The organism is Pseudidiomarina xizangensis, from assembly GCF_052541995.1.
In genome coordinates, this window is the sequence record NZ_JBOBQA010000003.1 from 16,385 (window position 1) to 41,392 (window position 25,008).

The following is a 25,008-nucleotide window of genomic DNA, read 5'->3' on the forward strand; positions in this document are numbered from 1 at the left end:
TTGTCAAGTGGAAAAAGTGCAAAAAAGGCGGCTTTTGTACAAATTACAGCCTTTCCTTTCGCCGCCAAATTCCCTAAAATTTCCGACCCTTGAGTTGAACAGTTTTTGACCGATGCGGATCGGACCTTATCAATTAGATAATCCAGTTATCTTGGCACCTATGGCAGGTGTCACGGACGTACCCTTCCGGCAACTTTGCCAGGAATTGGGGGCTGGCCTGACCGTATCCGAAATGCTCTCAAGCAACCCCCGCGTGTGGCAAACGCCAAAGTCACAGCAACGCATGGGGCATGCTAACGAGCCAGGTATAAAAGCTGTGCAAATCGCTGGCTGCGAACCCGAATTGATGGCCGCTGCTGCACAACATAATGTGGCAAATGGCGCGCAAATTATTGATATCAACATGGGTTGTCCAGCGAAAAAGGTAAATAAGAAAATGGCGGGTTCAGCCTTATTGCAATACCCCGACCTGGTGCAAGATATCTTGCATGCAGTGGTGACTGCAGTAGCGGTTCCTGTCACCTTGAAGATCCGTACAGGTTGGGATGTCGAGCATCGCAACGGCGTTGATATAGCCAAACTTGCTGAGCAGGCAGGCATTCAATCGCTGGCGGTGCATGGCCGTACGCGGGCTTGTATGTATAAAGGTGAGGCAGAGTACGACACCATTCGCGCAATTAAGCGCGCGGTATCGATACCCGTCGTTGCTAATGGCGACATTACTTCACCAGAGAAAGCCCGGGAAGTTCTCGATTACACGGGCGCCGACGCTGTAATGATCGGCCGCGGTGCTCAAGGTAATCCATGGCTGTTTCGCGAGATTGCGCATTTTCTGGCAACCGGCGAGCAGCTGGCAAAGCCGGATAACGCTGAAGTCAGCGCAGTGGTCGTCAACCATGTACACAGGTTACATGGCCACTACGGCGAGTTCAGTGGTGTTCGGATTGCCCGAAAGCATGTTGGTTGGTACTTACAACAGCAGCAACCAGCAGCAGAATTTCGGCGCCAGTTTGTGGCCATCGAGTCAGCAACCGAGCAACTCGATGCCTTGGCGACGTTTTTTAACTCAGTAAACTTAGAAGAGACAGAGCGCACCTATGTTTGATCAAAATGGAAATCGTGACCGAGTTTCACCTTTCACGACGATTGGTAACAACGCCCAGCCGAAACCGCTGCGTGATTCAGTAAAGCAAGCAATGAACTCATTCCTTAAGCAGCTCGACGGACAAGATCCAGAAGAATTGTACGAGTTAGTACTCGCTGAACTTGAAGCGCCACTGTTGGAAGAGGTCATGACCTACACTCGCGGCAATCAAACTCGTGCCGCGACCATGTTAGGTATCAACCGCGGTACGCTGCGTAAGAAGTTGAAAAAATACGGCATGAACTAAATGCCCCTGAAAAAGAGCGCCTTGTGTGCTCTTTTTTGTTTGCAGAAATCAAACTTTACGACTAAACGTTTAGTGATTCTTAATGGTGACCATAATGGACTTCCGACCAATTCAACGTGCTCTTCTCAGTGTTTCCGATAAAACAGGTATCGTCGAATTTGCCCGCGCTTTACAACAACGAGGCGTACAAATTTTATCCACTGGAGGCACCGCCCGACTGTTGCGTGAACATGACGTTGCAGTTACCGATGTATCCGAGCATACCGGCCAACCGGAAATCATGGACGGACGGGTTAAAACTCTACATCCGAAGATACACGGTGGGATTCTCGGCCGCCGAGGCAAAGATGACGATGTCATGCAACAACAAGATATCGCCGCCATCGATATGGTTGTGGTCAATCTGTATCCGTTCGCGGCGACCGTTGCTGACCCAAACTGTTCACAGCAAGATGCTGTAGAAAACATCGATATTGGTGGGCCAACTATGGTCCGTGCTGCAGCTAAGAATCATCAGGACGTAACCATTATCGTCAACGCTCACGATTATGATCGTGTCATCGCTGAAATGGACGCCCATGACAATAGTTTGACCTTTGACACGCGATTTGATTTAGCGATTCGCGCGTTTGAACACACTGCCCAGTACGACGGTATGATTGCCAACTACTTTGGCGCACGCTTACCGCAGCAGGAAAGTAAGTTTCCGCGCACTTTCAACGCACAGTTTGAGAAAAAGCAGGATTTACGTTACGGCGAGAACAGTCATCAACAGGCCGCGTTTTATGTTGAACCGCAGCCGTACGAGGCTTCTGTTGCCACCGCAGTGCAGATACAAGGCAAAGAGCTGTCCTTTAATAATATCGCCGACACTGACGCCGCACTGGAATGTGTGAAGTCTTTCACCGACCCGGCCTGCGTTATTGTTAAACATGCGAATCCATGTGGTGTAGCCATTGGAGTCTCTTGTTTAGAGGCTTACGACCGCGCCTTCAAAACCGACCCAACCTCGGCCTTTGGTGGAATTATCGCTTTCAATCGTGAATTGGATGAAACGACAGCGAAAGCCATTATCGAGCGCCAGTTCGTCGAAGTCATTATTGCTCCAAGTATCACCGCAGAAGCCCAGCAAGTGGTTGCAAGTAAAGCCAATGTGCGACTGTTATCCTCAGGTCAATGGTCAGCCGAACGGACGCCGAGTTTTGATTACAAACGGGTTAATGGTGGTCTCTTGGTACAAGAAAACGACCTTGGTGCCGTTACCGAGACTGATCTTCGCGTGGTCAGCAAAGTGCAGCCAAGTGCTGTCCAGCTGCAAGATTTACTGTTCTGCTGGAAAGTTGCCAAATTCGTCAAATCGAATGCTATCGTCTACGCCAAAGATGGCATGACCATCGGTGTTGGCGCTGGACAAATGAGCCGTGTCTACAGTGCAAAAATTGCCGGCATTAAAGCGGCCGACGAAAACCTCGAAGTCGCCGGTAGCGTCATGGCCTCCGATGCTTTTTTCCCATTCCGCGATGGTATTGATGCGGCGGCAGCTGCAGGTATTAAAGCCATCATTCAGCCGGGCGGTTCCATTCGTGATGAAGAAATTATTCAAGCCGCGGATGAGCATGGTATTGCCATGGTATTTACCGGAATGCGTCACTTTCGCCATTAATTACGTTGCCGAGAAGCTATCCTGCGTCTAGGATTATACAAACCTTACGACATAGAAGGATAACGATATGAAGAACTTCTTTGCACTACTAACCCTAGCTGCCGGCGTTTCAATCCTGGCAGCTTGCTCTGACGGCTCTGACAGCGGAACCGCTGTTGAAGCCGCAGCAGACACCATGACTCTTGAACAAGCAGTAAACGACAATCCGACGCGGAGCGCTAACAACCTCAAACGCGATATGTACCGTAATCCCATCGAGACATTACGTTTCTTTGGTGTAGAGCCGGACATGACCGTGGTTGAAATTTGGCCAGGTGCTGGTTGGTACACCGAGATCCTCGCACCTTATTTACAAGAAAACGGCAAACTTTATGCCGCACATTTCGCGCAATCCGAAACACGCGACTACTACGTGAACTCACGCAAGCAGTTTGTTGAACGCGTGGCCAAGGATCCGGCATTTAGCGACATTATCATCACTGAGTTTGCACCTGATGCCGATAGTGAGATTGCGCCTCCGGGAAGTGCCGATCGGGTGCTTACCTTCCGCAATCTACATAACTGGTATATGAATAGCGGCACCGACGGTGTGCAGGCAGCCTTTGCAACTTTTTACACCGCTTTAAAGCCAGGAGGTATTCTTGGTGTCGTTGATCACCGATTACCGGAAAATCGCCCCGACACTCATATGGACAGCTCAGGCTATATCAAGCAAAGTCTAGCCATTGATGCTGCTGAAGCGGCTGGCTTTGAGTTTGTCGATGCCAGCGAAATCAATGTAAATTCCGAAGATACCGCCGATTATCCTCGTGGCGTTTGGACTTTGCCGCCGACCTTAGGTCTTGGTGAAGAAAACCTCGAACGTTATCTGGAGATTGGTGAGAGTGATCGCTTTACCCTGAAATTTAAGAAACCTGAATCATCCTCATAAGCAAAACAAGAGAGTCTGAAACGACATGAATGTACTTGTGATTGGCGGCGGTGGCCGTGAGCATGCGTTGGCATGGAAAGCGGCGCAGTCGCCGTTGGTAGAGACTGTGTTTGTGGCGCCCGGCAACGCCGGCACCGCCACCGAACTGAAGCTAGAAAATATCGATCTCGCAGCCGACGACATCGGCGGCCTGTTGGCCTTTGCCCAAAAAAAGGAAGTGGGTCTTACTATTGTTGGTCCTGAGGCACCGCTAGTGGCTGGCATCGTTGATCGGTTCAACACCGCGGGTTTGAAAATCTTTGGTCCGACGCAAGGAGCTGCGCAGTTAGAAGGGTCCAAGGCATTCAGTAAAGACTTCCTCGCGCGCCACGCGATTCCAACTGCAGCATACGGTACCTTCACCTCAGTGGACGAAGCCAAGGCTTACGTCTCACAGCAAGGCACGCCAATTGTCATCAAAGCGGACGGCTTGGCGGCTGGTAAAGGTGTCATTATTGCCGAAACTGAAGCACAAGCTTTCACCGCTATCGACGACATGCTGGCTGGCAATCGATTTGGTGAGGCAGGCAGTCGTGTCGTTATCGAAGAGTTTCTGGTTGGTGAGGAAGCCAGTTTTATCGTGATGGTCGATGGTAAGACCGCTCTCGCTTTTGCCAGCAGCCAGGACCACAAAGCGCGCGACAATGGTGACAAAGGACCCAACACCGGTGGCATGGGAGCCTACTCGCCTGCCCCTGTGGTGACACCTGACGTGCACAACTGGGTGATGGACCTTGTTATTACACCCACCGTAGAGGGAATGTCTGCCGAAGGACATCCTTACACCGGCTTCCTCTACGCCGGTTTAATGATCGCGCCGGACGGCACTGCCAAGGTACTTGAGTACAATTGCCGCTTCGGCGATCCGGAAACTCAACCCATCATGATGCGCTTGCAGTCTGACCTGGTTGAACTTTGTCTCGCAGCCTGTCAACAACAACTTGAGCAACACCTTATCGACTTTGACCCACGCACCACTGTAGGCGTCGTCATGGCGGCTGGCGGCTACCCTGACAGCTACGCTAAGGGTAAGCAGATTAAAGGGCTTGCAGCAGCTGACAGTAATGACACAAAAGTCTTTCACGCGGGAACTAAGCGCCTTCAGGACGGCTCAATTGTCACTTCTGGCGGACGCGTACTCTGTGTTACCGCCATCGCTGACAGCGTGCAACTGGCGCAACAAAAAGCCTATGCAGGGGTCAATAAGATTAAATGGGAAGATGCGTATTACCGCACTGACATTGCTCACCGGGCGATTGCTCGGCAACAGTAAAATGGTTGCTCAGATTGAAAGCCGCGTGTAAGTTTAGCCACACGCGGCTTTTTTATTAATCTTCGACAACTAAGTCTTCGTCGTCACTATTTGCTATTTCAAAAGCTTCGTCGGTATAACGGCTACGGCCGTACATACTACCGACCTTGGGCCGATTGATTCGCGCCTGATATTTTGACCAAGCTTTCTCGATCGGCGACTCCGCTGATTTTTCACCGCGAGCGACGGCAAGTATAGATTGCTCTTCTGCTGACATCGGCTCCGCATCGCCATTGATCAGTGCTGCAATCAAGCTACCATACTTGTTCAGCAATTCACTTTCGCGAATTGAAAAGTCACCGGAACGGGCAAATCCATACGGATAGTTTTTGAAGTCGTTAAACGTCTTCTTAGCGATTTGATCACGGTTCATCGTTGCCATTTTGTGCCTTCCTTCAGACCAACAACTACAGGGAAATTCGTTCGCGTCTTTGCGACACTGACGATATAGTGGCGAACGGCACGGTTGTCAATAATTTTTTTTATTTTTCGCTAAAAACTATAATTAAGCGTCGCTCGAACATTGAGACCTGCGGCAGACAAAATTGGCACAATAGGATCATCCTGTGGGTAATTACCCACTTGCGCAGCATTCCAATAGCGCCGATCGGTCAAATTAAATACCCCAAAGCCGAGCTGCAGCTGGTCACCCGGGTACCATTGCAACAACCAGTCCAGAGTTGCATAACCCGGTGCCGCAAACAGTGCTTCAGCATCTGCGTCATAAAGTTGTTTTTGTCCTTGTTGCGCACGCAGAATAAGCCGCGACTCCCAAGCTCCAGAGGGTGCCTGGTAATTTGCCGCGGCAAGCATCGACGGCGGACTTACAGTAGGTATATCTTGGCTGGTGGTGCGATCTTCGCCGCGGCTGTAGTCAATCCATACCTCTGATGACCAATCTCGGTGCCATTGCTGTTGCCAGCTCAACTCAACACCCTCGATGACCACCTGCTCGCGATTGACCGATTGGAAAATAAGCAGTTGCCGTTGCAGATCAAAGCCCTGTGCAGCGCGACTATCGATAAAATCGCTAAACCGATTATGATAGGCCGTTACACTCAGTTGAGAGTCGCTGGAACGCCAGCGCACGCCAGTTTCTAAAGTAGACCCACGTTCAGGCTTGAGGTCCGGATTGGCAATAGCCAACACCCGAAATTGCGGATAGTACAGGCCCACATTTACATCAGCAAAAGGCGGTGCACGATAGCCGCGGGCATATTGAGCAAACCATTCGGCTTGATCGCTTAATGGCCAAAGCAGACCTAGTTTCGGTAACCATGCTGCGTGCGTGAGATCCGTCAGGTCAGTGTCCGGATACCGTGCCTTGAACAGCGCATCATCCTGAGTTTGCAAGTCATAGTATTCATAACGCAACCCCGGACTCAGCGTAGGTCCGCCATTCCACAACCGAATCTCATCATGTAAATAGATACCTAACTCAGTAATTTCGCTTCGCGGGAAATCACGCAACGGAAAGGTTTCGCCAAGCAAGGTTTTGGTTGCCTGCTGCGTGCTTTGATTGAACTGCCATGCATCACGTTCATCCCATACTTCCGCTTGCGTCCATTCAAAACCGTAACCCAAACGTTGCTTCAAGCCGGCAAAATTAACATCACTTTCCAGGTCGGCGGCGATGCCGTAACTGGAATAATCGTAACGGAAACCGCGGTAAATCGATAAGGGTTCAGCTAAGCGTCCCCGCTCTTCAAAGGAGTTCTGTCGGGTTTGGGCTTGTTGTACGAACACCCGCCATTCGCCCCGCTCAGAGAAAACATTGGGGTCCGTCGCAAAGCGCAAAATACTACGCCATTCGTAGCGCTCGTCATCACCGAAAAGCGCCGTGGTCGAAGCTTGCCGGCCAGTTCCTAAACTATGAATTACTTGAGTCTCTCGCTCTTCACGTAAAGCATCAAAACTCAACTGGATTTCACCGTAGCGGTTAAGATAGTTCCACTTCAACAACGCGCCTGTCTGTTTGATATCCTGAGGATCTAGAGCCGCTTGATTTACCCCTTCTGCTGCCAATTCATCTCGCACCGTCGCTGCCCCAGCGAGCAACACACTGTGGTTACCTGAACTATAAGCGGTCGCTACACGCCCATAACCGCGGTCAGCATCAGAGCCAAAACCTAAGCGCAGCCGAGTCCCGCGTTCAGAGGTACTTAGCACGTCCTCTGGATCAAGGGTATGCACAGCAACCACACCACCTAAGGCGTCACTCCCATAAAGCGTGGATGCTGGGCCCCGTAGTATCTCCACCCGATTAGCTAAGCCCAAATCGAGCAGACCACGACCGGTGTCAGAAAAACTACCAACCGCAAAACGATCGGCGATAGCTACTTGATCGACGACGATGGCGGTGCGGTTACCACCAACACCGCGAATACGGAAGCCGCTGTAACCAAAGCGATTAGAACTGTCATCAAGCTCCACTCCTATTTCATAGCGAACTAAATCGCTGGCGTTAAATACCAGATCACGCGCAAGTTCAGCGTCACTCAGCACCGAAACCGTGCCGGCAATCTCGCTTAATGCACGAGCCTGACGGTGGGCAACAACGGTGATGATTTCATCTGGATGAATTTCTGATTCTGACTCTGTGCTGTTTTGTTGCGCGGTGGCCGTGCCGGCCACCGCGAACATCAACGCGCCACAGACAATCTTTAGCCTGCTATGCGATTCGCGCATTAATACACCTCATTACGCGTGTTGTAGTTATTAAACTTACCGGTTGGTGTGACAATTTTATCGCCTTTGATCACATGCTTCAGTTCACGGGTTTTATCATCAACGATAACAATGGCAGACTCTTCTTCCATGCCACTCCAGACCGAGAACCAAACTTCGTCGCCAGCCATATTATATTCAGGCTGAACAATACGTTTCGGACCCGGACCTAAGTCAGCCCACTCCGCAATCGGCAATATTTCAAAACCAGCCGCAAGGTTGTTGATGTCAAATACCGCTACAGATTGCGCAATGTCGCTATCTGGGTTAAGCGGTGTATCGACCCACAAGTTGGTTGATTTAGGGTGTGTTTTAATGAACAACGAGCCACCCCCCTGGCCTTCGAGTATCCGTACCACTTTGAATGCGCTCTCAGGATTATTTTCTGGGTCGGTACCAATCAAAGTGATATTGGCATTCCCCAGCGCACTGGTTGCCCATACCGGACCATGCTCAGGGTCAATGAAGTTGGCCCCACGACCTGGGTGAGGAATCCGCTCGACGGAAATCAGAGCTTCCAACTCACGTTCCAGCGCATCCACCACCGCGATGGTGTCGTTCTCGTTAGCCGCGGTCAGGAAATAGCGCCCGGAACGATCCCAGCCGCCATCATGCAAGAATGGTGCAGCATCAATGGTGGTGACCTGCAAATTATCAATATCGGAATAATTCACCAGCTTAATCTGACCCGTCTCTTTCACATTAACGATAAACTCTGGGTGCTTGTGCGAACCGACAATGGCAGCTACCCGCGGTTCCGGGTGATATTCCTGAGTATCGACAGTCATTCCACGCGTCGAAACAATTTTCCGTGGCTCCAGCGTTTTACCTTCCATCAGCACAAAGTGTGGTGGCCAGTAAGCGCCAGCTATTGCGATTTCGTCTTCGTAGCCTTTGTAACGCGAGTTCTCAACGGAACGTGCTTCCAGGCCTATTTTTACTTCAGCAACAACTTGTGGTGGTGACATATACAAATCGATGAGGTCGATTTTGCCATCACGGCCAATTGTGGTGAAATAACGACCTGAACTCGATGCCCGCGAAATATGCACGGCATAACCGGTCTCGACGTAATTCAGAACTTTTTTGCTCGCACCATCGATAATTGCGACTTCACCAGCATCGCGCAGCGTTACTGCGAACATATTATCGACGTCGTAATCGTGTTGCGGCTCATCCGGACGATCTTCCGGTGCGACGTGGACCTTCCAACTTGCCATCATTTCTGGCATGCCCCATTCGGGCGGCGTTGGCGGCTCGTGCTGGATAAAACGCGCTAGAATATCAATTTCTTCAGCGCTCAGTTCGCCTGAAGTTCCCCAGTTGGGCATGCCGCCCGGTGAACCATAATTAATCAGCGCCTTGAGGTAATCCGTGCCTTTCTCCTGCGTGATATCCGGCGTCAAAGGTAAGCCCGTTGCCCCTTTACGCAATACCCCGTGGCAACCTGCACAACGCTGAAAGTAGAGATCTTGCGCCAGCGCGAATTCGCCTTCGGTCATCGGTGGAGCACCCGGCGAAACCACTTGTTTGCCACCTTTCACCGCAGACGGAGCGCCTTTATAGCTGAGTTCAGCTGCGGTTGCTTCAGAATGGGGGTTGCCCGCTGAACGATCGCCCTGTCCCGATTTTGCGCGAACAGCTTCAACATCATCATCGTCCACTTCAGTGCCGGAATTATCCCAACTGGAGAGTACGTAGTTGGTAATGGCCGCGACGGTATCATCACTGAGATGCTGCATGGGGGGCATCACCGCATTGTACGTTTTTCCATTTACCTCAAGGGGTCCAGACTTACCCTGTAAAATGGTAGCAATCACGTACTCAGGATTATTATTAACATTAGGGTTATCCGCTAAGGGCGGGAAAGCCCCCGGGAGCCCGGTGCCGGTTAGCTGGTGACAGGCCTGGCAATGTTTTGCGTAGGCCTCTTTACCGCTTTCATCGGCAACGGCCGGTTGAACTGAGAAAACAAGTGCGGCCAGACTACCAAACAACACTAACGGTGAAATACGCCACTTCGGCTGAGAGCTGAGATTGGAATACATAAGACGTCCTCCTTGATGGACTATCAGTTAATAACCAACTGATATCATTCTAAGCTTAGAGCAAAGACTAAGTTTGATCGATATCAAGGAATGGAGGGGCCTCCCGACCGCAAAGGGAGTACCCCCTAACGAGTAGCGACAACACTAAATAGTTAGGCGTAGCCCCCAGTCGTTATGTGCCTCCCGTGCCAGCTGTTCGCGGAATTGCGGGGCGGACCGGGTCGCTTCAACCGAAATGCCAAGGCTACAATTGCCGTGCGCATCTGGTGGGGAAACCTGAATCAGTACAGCATCTAAATGTTGTTCACCCGAGCGGAAAAGCTTCGGGATCTCCGATAGGAAAATCGGCACGTAGTCCGCAAGCCCCTCGTTCACCGCTTTCCGTGTTGACTTACCAACGAAGAACGCACGTTGCCGGAGATGTCCGGCGAGCGCGGGGTCACCCAATAACTCGCTATGCTCCGTGTGTAGCTGCAATAAGGTCATGTTGCGGCGTTGCGGGGCTATCTCTGCCAGCCCCTCAAGCAGCTTGTAGGGGGTGGCTGCCATTGACTGACACCAGATGACGTCGTTATCCGACAAAATACTTAGGGCTTCTGCCGCCGTTGCTACACGCATTTTAACTCCTTTTGCGGTACATTAAGACTTCGTTCATCAGAGTTCAGAGTAAGAATAGTATGAAGTTATTCGCAATGTTAGGCGCAATCAATATGGCACTTGGGGTAATTCTTGGCGCATTTGGGGCACATGGTTTAAAAGATAAACTGAGCCCGGAAATGCTAGCGGTATTTCAAACTGGTGTGCAGTACCAGATTTATCATGCGCTGGGTTTGTTGCTGGTCGCGGCTTTGTTGCTTCCGTATCCGCAGGCAACCGGATTGCGTACCGGCGGCTGGTTACTGCTGGCCGGTATTATTCTATTCTCGGGTAGCCTCTATCTGCTGGCATTAACCGGAGCTAAATTCTTTGGTCCAGTCACACCAATTGGTGGGGTTTGCTTTATTATCGGCTGGATCTGGATCTTCTGGGCCATGCTAAAAGAGTTCTGAGGTCATTGTCTGATGCTGATTGCATTGATGTTTAGCACATTACTCGCTGCGACTCAGCCTGAGCTGACATGGCACCCTTGTCTGCTAGGTCAAACGTTAACGGCTAACGAATGTACCGGCGAAGCGCAACGGTGGCAGTGGAACCAGGCCAAGCTCGCCATCGGCCAACTCGACGCTGAGGCAAACTGGCGCCTGGCAACGGTGCAGGAGCTGAAACGCTATCTAAATAGTAACGAAGCCCCCCTACCCATAAACGGACCCGTGAACAGTGAGTGGTTACTTACCTCTTCGGTAATGCGCCATGGCGACGAACTACTGGTCGCTGCCGTGCACTATGAATCAGGGAAAGTTGAGTACCTGTCGGTTCGCGACCATGGCTTAGTGGTTCTTGTTCACGATTAAAAACGATGCAAGAATGACAGCATCTTAGCTTGCCGACTGGATGGTTTTCACCACCATATTATGCGCTTACGCCACATTGAAGTTTTTCATGCCATTTATACGACCGGATCCGTGACGGCGGCAGCGCAACTGCTGCATATTTCTCAGCCCGCAGTATCCAAAGCTTTAGGGCATGCTGAGCAACAACTTGGTTTTGCCCTGTTTAAACGCGAAAAGGGTAAGTTGCTTCCCACCGATGAAGCGCTGGCGTTGTTCCCCGCGGTGGAACAGGTTTATCGCCAGTTGCACAGCGTTAAGGCCCTTGCGCAAAATATTCAGCGTCATGATGAAGGCCTGATCGATTTAGCCATTACACCAGCGCTGGGCTTTAACGTTATCCCGGTTGCCATTGCGCGCTTTAATCAACACTACCCTAAGGTGCGTTTTCGGCTGCAAACGATCCACAATGATGAAGCCATGCAGGCCTTGGTTGAGCGTGACTGTGAGCTTGCCCTGCTCTATGCCTCGCCGAGTTATCCAAACGTTGAAGCTATCGAACTTGGCAGCACTGAAATCAAGGTGCTTTACCCGCGTGAGACCTTCGCCAGCCAGCCCCAGTCGCTGACCTATGCCGACCTATCCACGCAGTCGTTGATCGCCATCTGGGACAGTGGCCCTATCGGTCAGTTGCTTTGGCAACAGCTTAATCAGGCCGGGGTTGATACCGCATCGATCATTCAGGTCGATACCTATTACATTGCTGCACGCATGGTCGCCCAAGGTCTGGGCTGCTGTACTATCGATGCGATTTCGGCTCAGGGCAATCCGGATGAACGCATAGCCACAGCGTCCCTTGAACCACCACTTCAGGTGCCAATACGCGCGCTTCATCTGGCCGCTAAACCGCTATCGAAACTTAGCCAGGCTTTTTTGCCTTTCGTACAGAGCGCCTTACTCGAGCAGCAGTCATAACCTCAGGTTATACCGCTCCTTCTCTTATTCACTGTTGTTTTGCGGTCAATTTCTTATCCTATGGCGGACATTAACCACCTATTCAAGGAATCCAGATGACGCCGCTAAAAGCACCCTACTTACTATTCATTGGTGATGCTAACGATCCCCTTAGCATTAAAATGGCTCGTAGCGCGGCGGACTGGAGCCCGGAAAAATGTATTGGTGAATTGCGTCTGCCGGGCTGCAGCGTGACGACCGGTTGTCCGGCTATGACAATTGAAGAAGCCAAGGCTGCCGGTGCGAAAAGCTTCGTTTTGGGCTTTGCCAACAGTGGTGGTTATATTGATAGAGCCTGGCTACCCATGATTCAGCAAGCGCTTGCTGCTGGTATGGATATTATCAGCGGCCTCCACGACCGCCTGCACGATATTCCCGAACTCATTAGTGCAGCACAAGCTAATGGTTGTGAGTTATTTGATATTCGTCATCCACGCAAGCGGCTACGCACGGGTAAAGGCTACCGCCGCACCGGCAAGCGTCTACTTACCGTCGGTACCGACTGCTCTGTCGGTAAGATGTATACCAGTCTGGCCATTACCCGCGAGCTGCAGCGTCGCCAACGCAATGTAAGTTTCCGGGCAACGGGACAAAGTGGGATTTTAGTGGCAGGTGATGGTGTTGCCGTAGATTGCGTTATCGCTGATTTTATCGCTGGTGCTATCGAGGATTTAGCGCCGGACAATGCGGCCGACCACTGGGATATTATTGAAGGCCAGGGTTCGCTCTCACATCCTGCATTTGCGGGAGTAAGTCTGGGGCTATTGCACGGTTCACAACCAGATGCACTGGTGGTCTGCCATGCATTAGGGCGTTCGAGTATGCGCGCTATTTTGGATCGCCCACTACCAACTTTGGAAGAAACCATTACCCTCAATGAACAGCTGGCGCGGATAACGAATCCGGATGCCAAGGTCATCGCTATTGCGGTGAATACTTCCGCGGTCGACGAGGAAGGTGCAATGACCTACTGCCGTGAAGTTGAACAGCAACTTGGCTTACCTTGCGTCGATCCGATCCGCCATGGCGTGGTACGCATTGCTGATCAATTAGATAACTAGTGGAAAATAAATAAGGGCGGGTGTACATCGACTTGGAGCGGGAAACGAGATTCGAACTCGCGACCCCAACCTTGGCAAGGTTGTGCTCTACCAGCTGAGCTATTCCCGCATCAAGAAAGGTGTTCGAGGGTGAAGTTTGGAGCGGGAAACGAGATTCGAACTCGCGACCCCAACCTTGGCAAGGTTGTGCTCTACCACTGAGCTATTCCCGCATGAACTTCTGTTATCAAACGCGATAACGGAGGCGAATTTTACTGAATTCGGCAGGCTTTGCAACCGCTTTTTCGGGTTATTCGGCTTGAATGTCGAAAAAGTGTGCACGGTAATGCTGCAATTCATCTATCGATTCGCGAATATCTGCAAGTGCGGTATGCGCACCTTGCTTTATCACCCCCATAGCGACAGCCGGCGCCCAATATTTGGCGAGCTGTTTTACCGTACTGACATCAAGGTTTCGGTAATGGAAAAATGCCTCCAGTTCAGGCATGTGTCGGGCGAGAAAACGACGGTCCTGACAAATACTGTTACCGCACATCGGAGAACTTTGCGGAGCGCACCATTTGGCCAGAAACTCGAGGGTTTCTTGTTGCGCTGCAGCTTCATCCTGGGTGCTTGCTTTGATCCGTTCAACCAGCCCTGAACCGGTATGCGTACGGACATTCCAGTCATCCATAAGATCCAGATGTGCCTGCGGCTGATGCACTGCAATAACCGGGCCCTCGGCCAGTATATTCAGGTGCTGATCGGTGATGATGGTCGCCACTTCAATAATGAAGTCGCGGCCCGGCTCCAGTCCAGTCATCTCTAAGTCTATCCAAATTAATCGATCCGCAGTTGCCGTCATGTTCTACCCTCTCGTTGATGCTGTCAGCGCCCATTGTGCGTAATTCAGGCGGAGTTGCAAAGAATATTGTATCATTAGCAGCAATTGACGTTCCCAACCAAGTTAGGAGCCTTGTGGGTAAACATCGAAAGTTAAATAAAGGGCAGTTACGCCGCGTTCGCGCCAACCAACAAAAACGGTTGCAGCAAAACGATCTTGAACAACAGCTCGATGACGCAAGTTTAGGTGGCGCTGAGGCTGGCATCATTGTCGCGCGGTTCGGTCAGCACGCCATCGTGGCAAATGATGAAGAAGAGCACTTTCGTTGTAACATACGTCGTGGCATTGAAAGTCTGGTGTGCGGCGATGAGGTGGTATGGCGACGCTTTGCCGGGCAAAGTGCCAACACTGAGCAAGGCGTTATCGAGGCGGTGCAGCCACGTAGCTCGCTACTCAGTCGGCCTGACTACTACGACGGTCTGAAACCGGTCGCCTCAAATATCGATCAAATCCTGATCATTTCGAGTGTGTTACCGGCCTTTTCCACCCAAATAATTGACCGCTACCTCGTCGCGTGCGAAGACATCGATATCACGCCAGTGATCGTGCTGAATAAAGCCGACTTGCTGACTGACATTGGGCCCGCACAACGCGAGGAAATTGAAGCTGCACTGTTAATGTATCAGGCCATCGGCTACCAAGTTCTTAGTGTCAGCGCCAAAACCAACGGCGGCTTGACCGACATAAAAACCTTGTTACAAAATCAAGTATCCATCGTGGTAGGGCAGTCCGGAGTGGGTAAATCATCGCTGGTTAATGCGCTCCTGCCTGACATCGACGCCGATGTCGGCGACGTTTCCAGTAACTCTGGACTAGGTCAACACACCACCACTGTTGCTACCCGTTATCCCCTGCCAGAAGGCGGTTTCCTGATCGACTCGCCGGGGATTCGCGAGTTCGCGCTTTGGCATTTAGACGAGACGCGCGTAGCCTGGTGCTTTATCGATTTTCGGCCGTTTTTGGGTCAGTGTAAGTTTCGTGATTGCAGGCATCAGCCACAAGATCCTGGCTGTGCATTACAACAAGCAGTGGAAGCAGGTGATCTGCATCCACTTCGGTTGTACAATTTCCACAAAATCATAGAGTCGATGGCGAGCAGTAAACCGTCACGCGCAATACCTCGAGGTAGTAAGAAGTGAATTGGGACGACGTAAAAATTAAAGCACAATACTTAACGCCTAAGCACGCGCTATCTCGCTTAGTTGGCGCTTTTGCGGCTGCCCGCGCCGGGTGGTTTACACAACTCTTTATCCGCTGGTTTATCCGGCAATACAAAGTCGATATGAGCGAGGCGATACATGAGAGCCCCAGCCATTATAAGACTTTTAATGACTTTTTTACCCGCTACCTCAAGCCGGAGTCACGTCCGCTGCAGGCAAGCGAAGCACATCAATTCGCCCATCCGGTCGATGGTGCAATCAGTCAGTTAGGTGACATCAAGGACGGTCGCATTTTTCAGGCCAAAGGCCACGATTACAGCCTGACCGAACTACTGGGCGGCGATCCGCGTGATGCCCATGCATTTAAAAACGGTGAATTTGCCACCATTTATTTAGCACCCAAAGACTACCACCGTATCCACATGCCGTGCGATGGTGTGCTGCGTAAAATGATCTATGTGCCTGGTGATTTATTCTCGGTGAACCCTTTAACTGCCGCCAATGTACCTAACTTATTCGCTCGTAATGAACGCGTGGTTGCGATTTTTGATGGTGAGTTCGGTAAATTCGCGATGGTGCTGGTCGGCGCTACGATCGTTGCCAGTATCGGCACCGTCTGGGCCGGCACAGTGACCCCGCCAACCGGTAAGCATGTGCATAGCTGGGACTATCCGGCCAGCGGTGATCAGGCGATTCGCCTGAAAAAAGGTGAAGAAATGGGACACTTCAAGCTGGGTTCAACGGTGGTACTCACTTTCCCTGAAGACACCATTGATTTTGACGACGATCTTGGTCCCCTATCTGTCACCCGCATGGGACAGGTGCTCGGGGAACGAGACGACTAGCGCCTATGCTGATTATCGCTCATCGCGGCGCGAGTTTTGAAGCCCCGGAGAATACCCTGACGGCCTTCGGTCGCGCCCTAGACGCGGGCGCCGATGGTATTGAGCTTGATGTTTATCCGCTGCAAGATGAGTGGATTGTATTCCACGACAGGTATTTGGCACGGCTCACCGCACACCCCGGCCGGCTGCAGGACCTGACCTTAGAACAAGTACGCAAACTCAAAGTGTTCGGTCAGCAACCGGTGCCGACGCTAGATGAGGCGCTGGCGTTCATCGCCGGGCGCTGCATGGTCAATATCGAATTAAAAGGCGCGGATATTACCCGCGGTTTGACTCAGCATTTGCGCTTTGCCCGCGCCGAACTCGGTTTTAGCCGTGAACAGTTGCTGGTGTCGAGCTTTAATCACCATTGGTTACGCCAGCTGAAAGAAGATCACCCGCAGCAACTCATCGGCGCACTCACCACCTCATGCCCACTAAGCTACGCGGCTTTTGCCAGTGAATTACAGGCTTGGTCCGTGCACATCGATGTCGACTTCGTAACGCCTGAGTTCGTCGCCGACGCCCAAGCCCGCCACTTGCAGGTGTTCGTGTTCACGGTCGATGAGCCGGAAGATATGCGCGATCTTCATACCATGGGTGTCGACGGCATCTTTACCAACCATCCAAGTGTTGCACGTAACATCCTCCAAGGGCTGCAGGTGCAACCCTCAGAGGCTTGGCATATCGACTAGTCGTTGTCACCTTGACGCTTTGGAAAACGCTGCTGAAGCTCATCCAACTCATGACTCAAGGCCATAGGTGATGTGGTATTGCGCGCCAGCACCGAGTACAACGATGGGATCACAAAAATCGTCAGAAAGGCTGAGAAGGCAACCCCACAGAAGATCACCGTACCGATGACCATACGGCTTTCAGCACCCGGACCTGAGCCTAAGATAAGCGGAACCGCGCTCATCAAGGTGGTAAAAGCGGTCATCACAATAGGTCGTAAACGTTGTTGCGATGCGCGTACCAGTGCCTCATCAAAATCGTAACCTGCATCGCGCAATTGGTTGGCGAATTCGACGATCAGAATACCGTTCTTAGCCGCTAAACCGATCAACATGACGATACCGATCTGACTGTAGATATTGAGCGTGAGATCAGTGAAATACAAGCCAAATGCCGCCCCCAAAATCGCAATCGGTACCATCAACATGATAACCAGAGGGTGAATAAAGCTCTCAAACTGCGCCGCAAGCACCAGGTAAGCAATAACTAACGCCAGTACGAAGACAAAAATCACTGAGCTACCGCTTTCCTGATACAGCTGTGACTCACCTTTGTAATCAATCGACACATCATCAGGCAGTTTTTCGGCGACGATATTCTCTAAATACGCCAACGCATCGCCCAGGGAATAGCCCTCGGCTAAGTTGGCTTCGATGGTAATACTGCGCATCCGGTTGTAACGATTAAGCTCGCCTGAGGTTGCCCGTTCTTCAATGGTCACCAGATTCGCCAATGGAATTAGCTGACCACTGCTGTTTGAGCGCACGTAAATCTGGTCGATGGCAGTCGGGTCACGATAATCCCCACGTTCACCCTCAAGTATCACATCGTACTCTTCACCACGGTCTAAGTAGGTGGTGACCCGCCGTTCGCCCAACATAGTTTCCAGGGTACGCCCAATATCGCCGACCGACACGCCCATATCCGCAGCACGGGTTTGATCGATCTGGATCAGCAACTGCGGTAGGGTTTGTTTAAAGTCGCTATCAAGTTCCAGTAAATTCGGGTTCTTGCTCGCTTCTTCAATCACGATGTCGCGATAAGCGGCGAGCTGATCATAGGTATTCCCCTGCAACACGAATTGCACGGGACGTCCGCTACCGCCGGAAATACCACTGCGCATGAAGGCAAAGGCCCGCACCCCACTGATCTGATTGAGTTTGGCACTGACTTCGTCCATCAGCTCAAAGGTACTCCATTCACGTTCGTCGAACGGCACCGCACCAACGATGGCAATACCCGCAGAGTTCCCCCAGCCCGGCGCACGAACTAAGAGACGGTCAATCTTGCCTTCATCCAGGTAGGGTAAGAGTAGAGCTTCGATTTCGCGCATGTGTTCGGCATTGGACTCGAAACTCGCACCCTCGGCACTGCGCACCATCACAAAGAAGGTGCCACGGTCTTCTGGTGGTACAAATTCCTGCGGTACCAGCTTCAGCATGTTGTAAGACACCAATGTCGCAAGTATCACCAGTACCACCGCCAACCAAGGGTAAGCCAGCGTGCGCTTTAACACACGTGCGTAACCTTCTTCGAACCAGTTAAAAAAGCGATCAATTGCCCGGCCAAAGCGACTGGTGCGTTCGCGGCGGCGGAGGATCTTCGAACTCAACATGGGTGATAAGGTTAAAGCGGCAATACTCGAACAGAGCACCGCCGCGGCAATAGCTAGCGCAAACTCAGTGAAAAGCTGGCCAATATTGCCCTCCAGAAATGCCAAGGGCACAAACACCGCGATTAACACCAAAGTGGTCGCAACCACCGCAAAACCTACCTCTCGCGCACCCCGGTACGCGGCTAATAATGGCGGCTCACCCGCTTCCACCCGCCGGTAAATATTCTCCAGCACCACGATAGAGTCATCCACCACCAAACCTATTGCCAGCACTAGCGCCAATAAGGTAAGTAAGTTTACGGAGAATCCCATGGCAAAGAGTGCGATGTAGGAGGCAATAATCGCCACCGGCACCGTCAGCGCTGGGATCAAGGTAGCGCGAATGTTGCCAAGAAATAAGTAGATGACGACCACCACCAGGCCCATAGCGATACCGAGGGTATTGTAGACCTCGTCGATCGAACCTTTAATGAAGATCGACGAATCGTAACTCGGCACAATGATCATCGATTCCGGCAAGGTCTTCTGGATGGTTTCGATTTCGCTGCGAACGTTCTCAACCACTTCAAGGGTATTGGCTTTTGATTGCTTAATCACACCAACACCAATCATATTAATGCCATTACCGCGGAATTCGGTTTTATCGTCTTCAGATCCCATTTCAATTCGCGCAACTTCACCAAGCCGCACCAGTTGACCGCTGTCGCTCCGTTTTATTGCGAGTAATCTGAAATCGTCGGGGTTGAGATAAGTTCGCGCAACGCGGACGGTAAACTCCCGGTCGACCGATTCTACTTCACCTGCAGGTAGCTCGACGTTCTCCGAGCGTAACCGGCTTTCGATATCACTTACGGTAACACCACGTGCCGCCATCGCATCGCGATCAAGCCACACCCGCATCGCATAGCGGCGCTCACCGCCGAGATTTACCCGAGCGACCCCGTCGACTACCGACAATCGTTCGACAATGTAGCGATCTGCATAGTCGGTCAGTTCCAGAATACTGAGATTTTCGCTGCGCAGGTTGTACCACACCACCGTTGTTTCATCGGAGTTGGCTTTCGACACCTCGGGCGGGTCGACTTGCTCAGGTAAGTTATCAACCACACGGGATACCCGATCACGCACATCATTGGCTGCGGAATCCACATCACGACTCAGGTTAAAGTCAATGCTGATGCGCGAGCGACCATTGCGGCTGCTGGAGCTTATGTTTTTAATACCCTCGATACCGCTAATCCGGTCTTCAATCGGCTGGGTGATTTGGGTTTCAACGATCTCTGCTGAGGCGCCCGGATAGCTGGTATCAATAGATACCACTGGCGGATCGATATCGGGGTATTCACGCAACGGTAACATGGTAAAACAGACAATACCGAAGACGATCAGTAACAGGTTGACGACGGTCGCAAATACCGGACGTTTAACGGAAACATCGGAGAGCAACATGATTAGCTCTCCTTAATGGTAACTTCGATGCCGTCGCGCATCCGCACGATACCGTCAGTTACAATTTGTTCGCCAGGTTCGAGGCCTTCAATAACTTCAACTACGCCCGGTTGGCGCCGTCCGATGGTGATTTTGCGTTCCCTGGCGATATTATCCTCGCCAACCACATAAACAAAATGTCGGGTATCCAGCGGTACCACTGCGCGTTCGGGCAGCAGCATAACGCTATCAACACTGCGCAGCAACTCGACCCGCAACAGCATGCCTGGGCGTAAAAAACCTTTTTCATTAGGAACTTCGGCGCGCACTAAGATTGAGCGCGTTACCGGATCGACCCGCGAATCAATACTACGAATGATGCCCTCAAATTCACGACCTGGATAAGCACCGCTTAATGCGGAAACCGTCTGATTAATAGCCAAGCTCGCGAACACCAGCTCCGGCACACTGAAATCCAATTTAATCGGGGTAATATCATCTAAAGTAGTAATCTCTTGTCCTGGCGCCACCAACGAACCCACGCTGATCTGACGAATACCTAAACGACCATCGAACGGCGCAACGATACGCTTTCGCGCAAGCTGCGTTTCAGCAACATCTAACGATGCAACAATTTCTTTTACCACGACATCCTGGGTTTCAAGCTGTTGCTGAGACGCCGCCTTTTGAATTGCGAGATCCTGCAACCGTTGGTATTGGCGTTTGGCTTCAGCCAGGCGGAATTTCAACTCCTGCACACGGGCTTGTTCTTCGCGCGCATCAAGTTCAACCAGTAAGTCACCCGCTGAAACGGTCTGGCCATCACTAAAATGAACCGCGACCACTTTCTCCTGGGTTTGTGCAGTGATCACCACCGACTCATTCGCCTGAGCGGTACCAATAGCTGCGATAATATCGCGAAAAGGTTTCATCTCTACTGCGGTCGCTTTAACAGGCACAGCTTCTTGCTGCCGCTGTTCTTCGATAACTGCTTCATGAATGAAGATGAAATAAGCCGCGGCTAAGGCCAAAAGTACGACTAGTAATGAAACCGGATTAAAAAATTTTGCCACCGCCATCTACTCCCCGACGTGCTTTAAAGGAATTCTAAGACTATGGCGTTATTGTACAGTGACACGACCCGGCGGCAGCCCCGCTTACCGCCGATTCGTTGAGGTTTACCGCAAATTAGCGGTGATAGGCAGGGCTAAGCTTATGCACGGCTTCAATAAATGCCGCTGCATGGTCTGGATCGACTTGCGGGTGAATACCGTGGCCAAGGTTAAATACATGACCGTGACCATGGCCGTAGCTTGCCAGAATCGTTGCCACTTCTTCTTCAATTCGTGCTGGCGACGCGTACAGCATGCTTGGGTCCATATTGCCCTGTAAGGCGACTTTGTCCTGCACTAACTTGCGCGCATCGGCAAGATCTGTGGTCCAATCGACGCCCAAAGCATCAGCACCGGTTTTGGCCATTTCGTCCAACCAGGGGCCAGCATTTTTGGTAAACAAGGTGACAGGTACACGACGCCCTTCGTTTTCCCGCGTCAGGCCATCGACAATCTGTTGCATATAGCGCAGCGAGAATTCGCGATAATCGCGTGGGCTTAGCACACCACCCCAGGTGTCGAAAACCATAACCGCTTGCGCGCCGGCAGCGATTTGCGCATTCAAATAACTTGTGACCGACTGTGCCAACGTGTCCAGTAACTTATGCATTGCCTGTGGTTCAGCAAACATCAATTTTTTCACTTCGCTGAAGTTTTTGGTGCTGCCACCTTCAACCATGTAGGTCGCCAGCGTCCACGGGCTGCCAGAAAAGCCAATCAGCGGCACCTTACCCTGCAATTCACGTCGAATCGTGCGAACGGCATTCATCACGTAGCCAAGCTCTTGCTCAGGGTCGGGAACACCGAGTTTATTAATCGCAGCAAGATCTCGCACCGGACGCTCGAATTTCGGGCCTTCTCCGGTTTCAAAATAGAGGCCAAGCCCCATCGCATCTGGAATCGTCAGAATATCTGAAAACAAAATGGCGGCATCTAGCGGGAACCGGCGTAATGGTTGCATAGTTACCTCACATGCCAGCTCCGGATTCTTGCACAGCGTCATAAAATCGCCAGCTTCTTTACGAATCTCGCGATACTCAGGCAAATACCTGCCTGCCTGGCGCATCATCCAAATCGGTGTGCGCTCTGTCGGCTCTCGCAACAATGCACGTAAATAAAGATCATTTTGCAAAGTACTCATTCGCTTGTACTACCCATGTTTAGCTTTAAAGGTTCGGCCGGTCAAAAATTGCGACGCTATTCTATCAGTCTCAGGTCTCAGATTCTTGCTCTATTTGCGCTTTTGCGGTTTGGATCAATCTATGGGCAATGGTGTCTGGCAGGGGTACATCGGGTAGTTCTGCAAAGCTAAACCAAGCGCCTTCCTCAAGTTCAAATGGATCCAAATGCAGGTCGCCACTTTCCCACTCCGCGGTGAAACCCATCATTAATGAATTGGGGAATGGCCAGGGTTGGCTGCACACGTACTCGACGTTTTTAACTTTGATACCGGCTTCTTCCATCACTTCCCGGGCCAGCGTCTGTTCAAGGGTTTCGCCTGATTCAACAAAACCGGCCAGGACCGAGTAGAGTCCAGGGCGATGACGTTTACCGCGCGCCAATAAAATTTTGTTACCTTTGCGAATCGCCACAATAATACACGGCGAAATGCGTGGATAGCAGCGATGTTTGCAGGTGTGGCATTGCATTGCCAGTTCCCAGTCAACTGCTTGCATGCGGGCCCCACAACGACCACAAAATCGGTGGGTCGATACAAACTCGGTCAGCTGTTTCGCCCGTGACGCCATGGAAAACATCTCTTCGTCATAATCTTCGATCATGGGTCGCAACGACTGGAACTCACCGAGTCCGGCAAAAGCGTCATCGCCGAAATCTGCTAACACTAAATAGCAGCTGCGCTCACGCACTTCCCCCAGCCAAATCACCTCGTATTCGTCTAAGGTGGGCAACGGAAGATCTTGCGCGCGGCCATGGGGCGGTTGATTGTCCTCATCGAGAACAATCTCACCACCAGCACAAATAAACCACCAAGCCGGTTCGTCAGCAGCAGGACGTTGATAAGGTTTTGTCATAACAGCAACTTATCTATATGGTAAAAACTATTGACCTAAGCTTAGCATCATCGGAAGATTGACACTACGCAAAGAAGGAGAGGCAAGCATGCTGAAGCAACAAGAACAAGCCAAACAACGTTGGGGCGGCGCCCATCAAGCTATTGATACCTGGTTACAGGAACGCCAGCTGCTGCTCATCGAATATTTCAAGCTTGCTGGACTACCTCCCTATGACAAAGAAAAGTCAGCACTCCCAGCGGTGGAAGATGTGCGTAACTTCTGCGGGTTGCTCGTTGATTACGTTTCCGCAGGTCACTTCGAGATCTATGACCAAATCATTACGAATTGTGGCGATGCACCGGCCGAAACAGAAGAGCTTGCCGCTGAACTTTTCCCTCTGATCAGCGAAACTACGGAAGTCGCACTCGCCTTCCACGACCAGTACGGTAATAGTGTCGATGATACGCACTTAGACGACTTTGACCGTCACTTGTCTGCACTCGCAGAAGCACTGGAACTACGGATGGAGTTTGAAGACCGTCTCTTACACGCCCTGGAACAGCATCGTTTACTGTAGGGAGACTAGGCAGGATTTTGTTGTGGGGCGTTGTCGGGAAAGGTGCCCCATTTTGGCAGCAGGTTTTCGTAGCAATTAATGTACTGACCTTGCAAAAAAAGCGCCGACGAACGGCGCTTTTCTATACTTTACTTAGGGGAGCTTGAGGAAGCTTGAGGCTTAGCCTTGTGCTTCAATTTCTGCAGCTGCTTCAGGCGCTGCTTCAGTTGCTGGCTTGTCTTTAACGTCAAGCAGCTCAACTTCGAAGATCAGCGTTGATTTCGGTGGAATTGTGCCGCCACCGACTTCACGGTCACCGTAAGCCAATTCAGGTGGAATAACGAAGCGATACTTGTCACCTACGCTCATTAACTGCACACCTTCGGTCCAGCCTGGGATCACTCGGTTAAGAGGAAATACTGCTGGTTCACCGCGCTCGACTGAGCTGTCAAAAACTGTTCCATCAACGAGGGTTCCCTCGTAGTGAACTTCAACGATATCGTCAGCTGCAGGCTGCTTACCACCCTCAGCACCTTCGGTCAGCACTTCGTACTGCAGGCCTGACTCGGTCACCGTAACACCTTCTTTATCGACGTTCTCAGCTCGGTAAGCTTCACCGGTTGCTTGCGCTTCAGCACCCAAATTGGCTGCTTTTTTCTCGGTGAATTGCTTTTGCATGTCCGTAAGTAATTGCTGTTGTTCTTCTTCGGTTAACTTCGACTTATCTTTAAGCGAGTCAACAAACCCAGCAATAACTTGGTTACGGTCAAGCACGAACTCCATTTTATCTTGCTCATCCAGGTTACTGTTCACAAAAGTACCCACTGAAGCACCCAGAGCATAGGCCATTTTCGCTTGCTCTTCTGTTGGTGCCTTTTCAGAAACAGGATAGGTTTCCTGTTTTTGTTGGGTACAACCACTAATTGCGATAGCAACGAGGCTAAGCGCTAAAGTCTTCTTTAAATAGCTCATTCACTTACTCCATGATTGAATTCTTGCTTCTAACA

Annotated in this window: 23 protein-coding genes and 2 tRNA genes; 13 read left to right on the forward strand and 12 right to left on the reverse strand. The window is 51.3% G+C overall.

All coding sequences use genetic code 11. The annotated features are described in order from the left end of the window. The first annotated feature begins 112 nt into the window (after positions 1–112). The 5 genes from dusB (at position 113) to purD (ending at position 5,297) form a co-directional block, all read left to right on the forward strand. A complete protein-coding gene (gene dusB / locus ACQ5ES_RS08575) occupies positions 113–1,105 on the forward strand; it encodes a tRNA dihydrouridine synthase DusB (RefSeq protein ID WP_445015859.1) in 993 nt (330 codons plus the stop codon). After that, positions 1,098–1,391 (forward strand): DNA-binding transcriptional regulator Fis, encoded by a 294-nt coding sequence (gene fis / locus ACQ5ES_RS08580; protein WP_126764210.1) that lies wholly within the window; start codon positions 1,098–1,100, stop codon positions 1,389–1,391. The genes dusB and fis overlap by 8 nt, the downstream gene beginning before the upstream one ends. Before the next feature lie 94 nt (positions 1,392–1,485). Next, complete coding sequence (gene purH / locus ACQ5ES_RS08585; protein WP_445015861.1) at positions 1,486–3,054, forward strand: bifunctional phosphoribosylaminoimidazolecarboxamide formyltransferase/IMP cyclohydrolase; 1,569 nt, start codon at positions 1,486–1,488, stop codon at positions 3,052–3,054. Positions 3,055–3,121: 67 nt separating this feature from the next. Next, positions 3,122–3,985 (forward strand): class I SAM-dependent methyltransferase, encoded by an 864-nt coding sequence (locus ACQ5ES_RS08590; RefSeq protein ID WP_445015863.1) that lies wholly within the window; start codon positions 3,122–3,124, stop codon positions 3,983–3,985. 25 nt (positions 3,986–4,010) lie between these two features. Continuing rightward, a complete protein-coding gene (gene purD / locus ACQ5ES_RS08595; RefSeq protein ID WP_445015865.1) occupies positions 4,011–5,297 on the forward strand; it encodes a phosphoribosylamine--glycine ligase in 1,287 nt (428 codons plus the stop codon). 55 nt (positions 5,298–5,352) lie between these two features. Here the strand turns inward: purD and ACQ5ES_RS08600 are convergent, their stop codons facing one another. From ACQ5ES_RS08600 to ACQ5ES_RS08615, 4 genes are all read right to left on the reverse strand, one after another. Beyond that, complete coding sequence (locus tag ACQ5ES_RS08600; protein WP_445015867.1) at positions 5,353–5,718, reverse strand: MaoP family protein; 366 nt, start codon at positions 5,716–5,718, stop codon at positions 5,353–5,355. 110 nt (positions 5,719–5,828) lie between these two features. Further along, entirely contained in the window at positions 5,829–8,024 is a 2,196-nt protein-coding gene (locus ACQ5ES_RS08605) for a TonB-dependent receptor domain-containing protein (protein ID WP_445015869.1), read from the reverse strand. Further along, on the reverse strand, positions 8,024–10,111 hold the full coding sequence (locus tag ACQ5ES_RS08610; protein ID WP_445015871.1) for a cytochrome D1 domain-containing protein: 2,088 nt from the start codon (positions 10,109–10,111) through the stop codon (positions 8,024–8,026). The genes ACQ5ES_RS08605 and ACQ5ES_RS08610 overlap by 1 nt, the downstream gene beginning before the upstream one ends. Before the next feature lie 144 nt (positions 10,112–10,255). Beyond that, positions 10,256–10,729, reverse strand: a complete 474-nt coding sequence (locus tag ACQ5ES_RS08615; protein ID WP_445015873.1) for a hypothetical protein — start codon at positions 10,727–10,729, stop codon at positions 10,256–10,258. 59 nt (positions 10,730–10,788) lie between these two features. On the opposite strand from ACQ5ES_RS08615, the gene ACQ5ES_RS08620 reads away from it, so the two are divergent. The 4 genes from ACQ5ES_RS08620 to dgcN all read left to right on the forward strand — a co-directional run bounded on the left by ACQ5ES_RS08620 (position 10,789) and on the right by dgcN (position 13,613). Beyond that, entirely contained in the window at positions 10,789–11,160 is a 372-nt protein-coding gene (locus ACQ5ES_RS08620; RefSeq protein ID WP_445015875.1) for a DUF423 domain-containing protein, read from the forward strand. Positions 11,161–11,172: 12 nt separating this feature from the next. After that, a complete protein-coding gene (locus ACQ5ES_RS08625) occupies positions 11,173–11,562 on the forward strand; it encodes a hypothetical protein (protein ID WP_445015877.1) in 390 nt (129 codons plus the stop codon). Positions 11,563–11,622: 60 nt separating this feature from the next. Beyond that, positions 11,623–12,513 (forward strand): LysR family transcriptional regulator, encoded by an 891-nt coding sequence (locus ACQ5ES_RS08630; RefSeq protein ID WP_445015879.1) that lies wholly within the window; start codon positions 11,623–11,625, stop codon positions 12,511–12,513. Between the two features lie 95 nt (positions 12,514–12,608). Then, on the forward strand, positions 12,609–13,613 hold the full coding sequence (gene dgcN / locus ACQ5ES_RS08635) for an N-acetyltransferase DgcN (RefSeq protein WP_445015881.1): 1,005 nt from the start codon (positions 12,609–12,611) through the stop codon (positions 13,611–13,613). Positions 13,614–13,646: 33 nt separating this feature from the next. Here the strand turns inward: dgcN and ACQ5ES_RS08640 are convergent. From ACQ5ES_RS08640 to orn, 3 genes are all read right to left on the reverse strand, one after another. Beyond that, positions 13,647–13,722: transfer RNA gene (locus ACQ5ES_RS08640), tRNA-Gly, on the reverse strand. A 28-nt stretch (positions 13,723–13,750) separates the two neighbouring features. Next, positions 13,751–13,825 (reverse strand) — tRNA-Gly (locus tag ACQ5ES_RS08645). A gap of 77 nt (positions 13,826–13,902) precedes the next feature. After that, the gene (gene orn, locus ACQ5ES_RS08650; RefSeq protein WP_445015883.1) at positions 13,903–14,457 is read right to left on the reverse strand and encodes an oligoribonuclease; all 555 of its coding nucleotides are present in this window, start codon (positions 14,455–14,457) and stop codon (positions 13,903–13,905) included. 113 nt (positions 14,458–14,570) lie between these two features. On the opposite strand from orn, the gene rsgA reads away from it, so the two are divergent. Genes rsgA through ACQ5ES_RS08665 form a run of 3 tightly spaced genes read left to right on the forward strand, consistent with a single transcriptional unit; the run spans position 14,571 to position 17,235 of the window. Further along, a complete protein-coding gene (gene rsgA, locus ACQ5ES_RS08655) occupies positions 14,571–15,635 on the forward strand; it encodes a small ribosomal subunit biogenesis GTPase RsgA (RefSeq protein ID WP_445015885.1) in 1,065 nt (354 codons plus the stop codon). Further along, entirely contained in the window at positions 15,632–16,501 is an 870-nt protein-coding gene (gene asd, locus ACQ5ES_RS08660) for an archaetidylserine decarboxylase (protein ID WP_445015887.1), read from the forward strand. Before rsgA ends, asd begins: the two co-directional genes overlap by 4 nt. Before the next feature lie 5 nt (positions 16,502–16,506). Continuing rightward, on the forward strand, positions 16,507–17,235 hold the full coding sequence (locus ACQ5ES_RS08665; protein WP_445015889.1) for a glycerophosphodiester phosphodiesterase: 729 nt from the start codon (positions 16,507–16,509) through the stop codon (positions 17,233–17,235). Here the strand turns inward: ACQ5ES_RS08665 and ACQ5ES_RS08670 are convergent. The 4 genes from ACQ5ES_RS08670 to nudC form a co-directional block, all read right to left on the reverse strand. Further along, a complete protein-coding gene (locus ACQ5ES_RS08670) occupies positions 17,232–20,339 on the reverse strand; it encodes an efflux RND transporter permease subunit (protein ID WP_445015891.1) in 3,108 nt (1,035 codons plus the stop codon). The genes ACQ5ES_RS08665 and ACQ5ES_RS08670 overlap by 4 nt on opposite strands. Positions 20,340–20,341: 2 nt before the next feature. Continuing rightward, on the reverse strand, positions 20,342–21,397 hold the full coding sequence (locus tag ACQ5ES_RS08675; RefSeq protein WP_445015893.1) for an efflux RND transporter periplasmic adaptor subunit: 1,056 nt from the start codon (positions 21,395–21,397) through the stop codon (positions 20,342–20,344). A gap of 109 nt (positions 21,398–21,506) precedes the next feature. Further along, positions 21,507–22,571, reverse strand: coding sequence for a uroporphyrinogen decarboxylase (hemE, locus tag ACQ5ES_RS08680; RefSeq protein WP_445015895.1), 1,065 nt, complete (start codon positions 22,569–22,571; stop codon positions 21,507–21,509). A 70-nt stretch (positions 22,572–22,641) separates the two neighbouring features. Continuing rightward, positions 22,642–23,463: an NAD(+) diphosphatase gene (nudC, locus tag ACQ5ES_RS08685; RefSeq protein ID WP_445015897.1), complete on the reverse strand. Its 822-nt coding sequence runs from the start codon at positions 23,461–23,463 to the stop codon at positions 22,642–22,644. Positions 23,464–23,551: 88 nt separating this feature from the next. Here nudC and rsd point away from each other — a divergent pair, with 88 nt between their 5' ends. After that, a complete protein-coding gene (gene rsd / locus ACQ5ES_RS08690) occupies positions 23,552–24,022 on the forward strand; it encodes a sigma D regulator (protein ID WP_445015899.1) in 471 nt (156 codons plus the stop codon). A 159-nt stretch (positions 24,023–24,181) separates the two neighbouring features. Here rsd and fkpA read toward each other — a convergent pair whose 3' ends face one another. After that, positions 24,182–24,973, reverse strand: coding sequence for an FKBP-type peptidyl-prolyl cis-trans isomerase (gene fkpA / locus ACQ5ES_RS08695; protein WP_445015901.1), 792 nt, complete (start codon positions 24,971–24,973; stop codon positions 24,182–24,184). Positions 24,974–25,008: the final 35 nt, after the last annotated feature.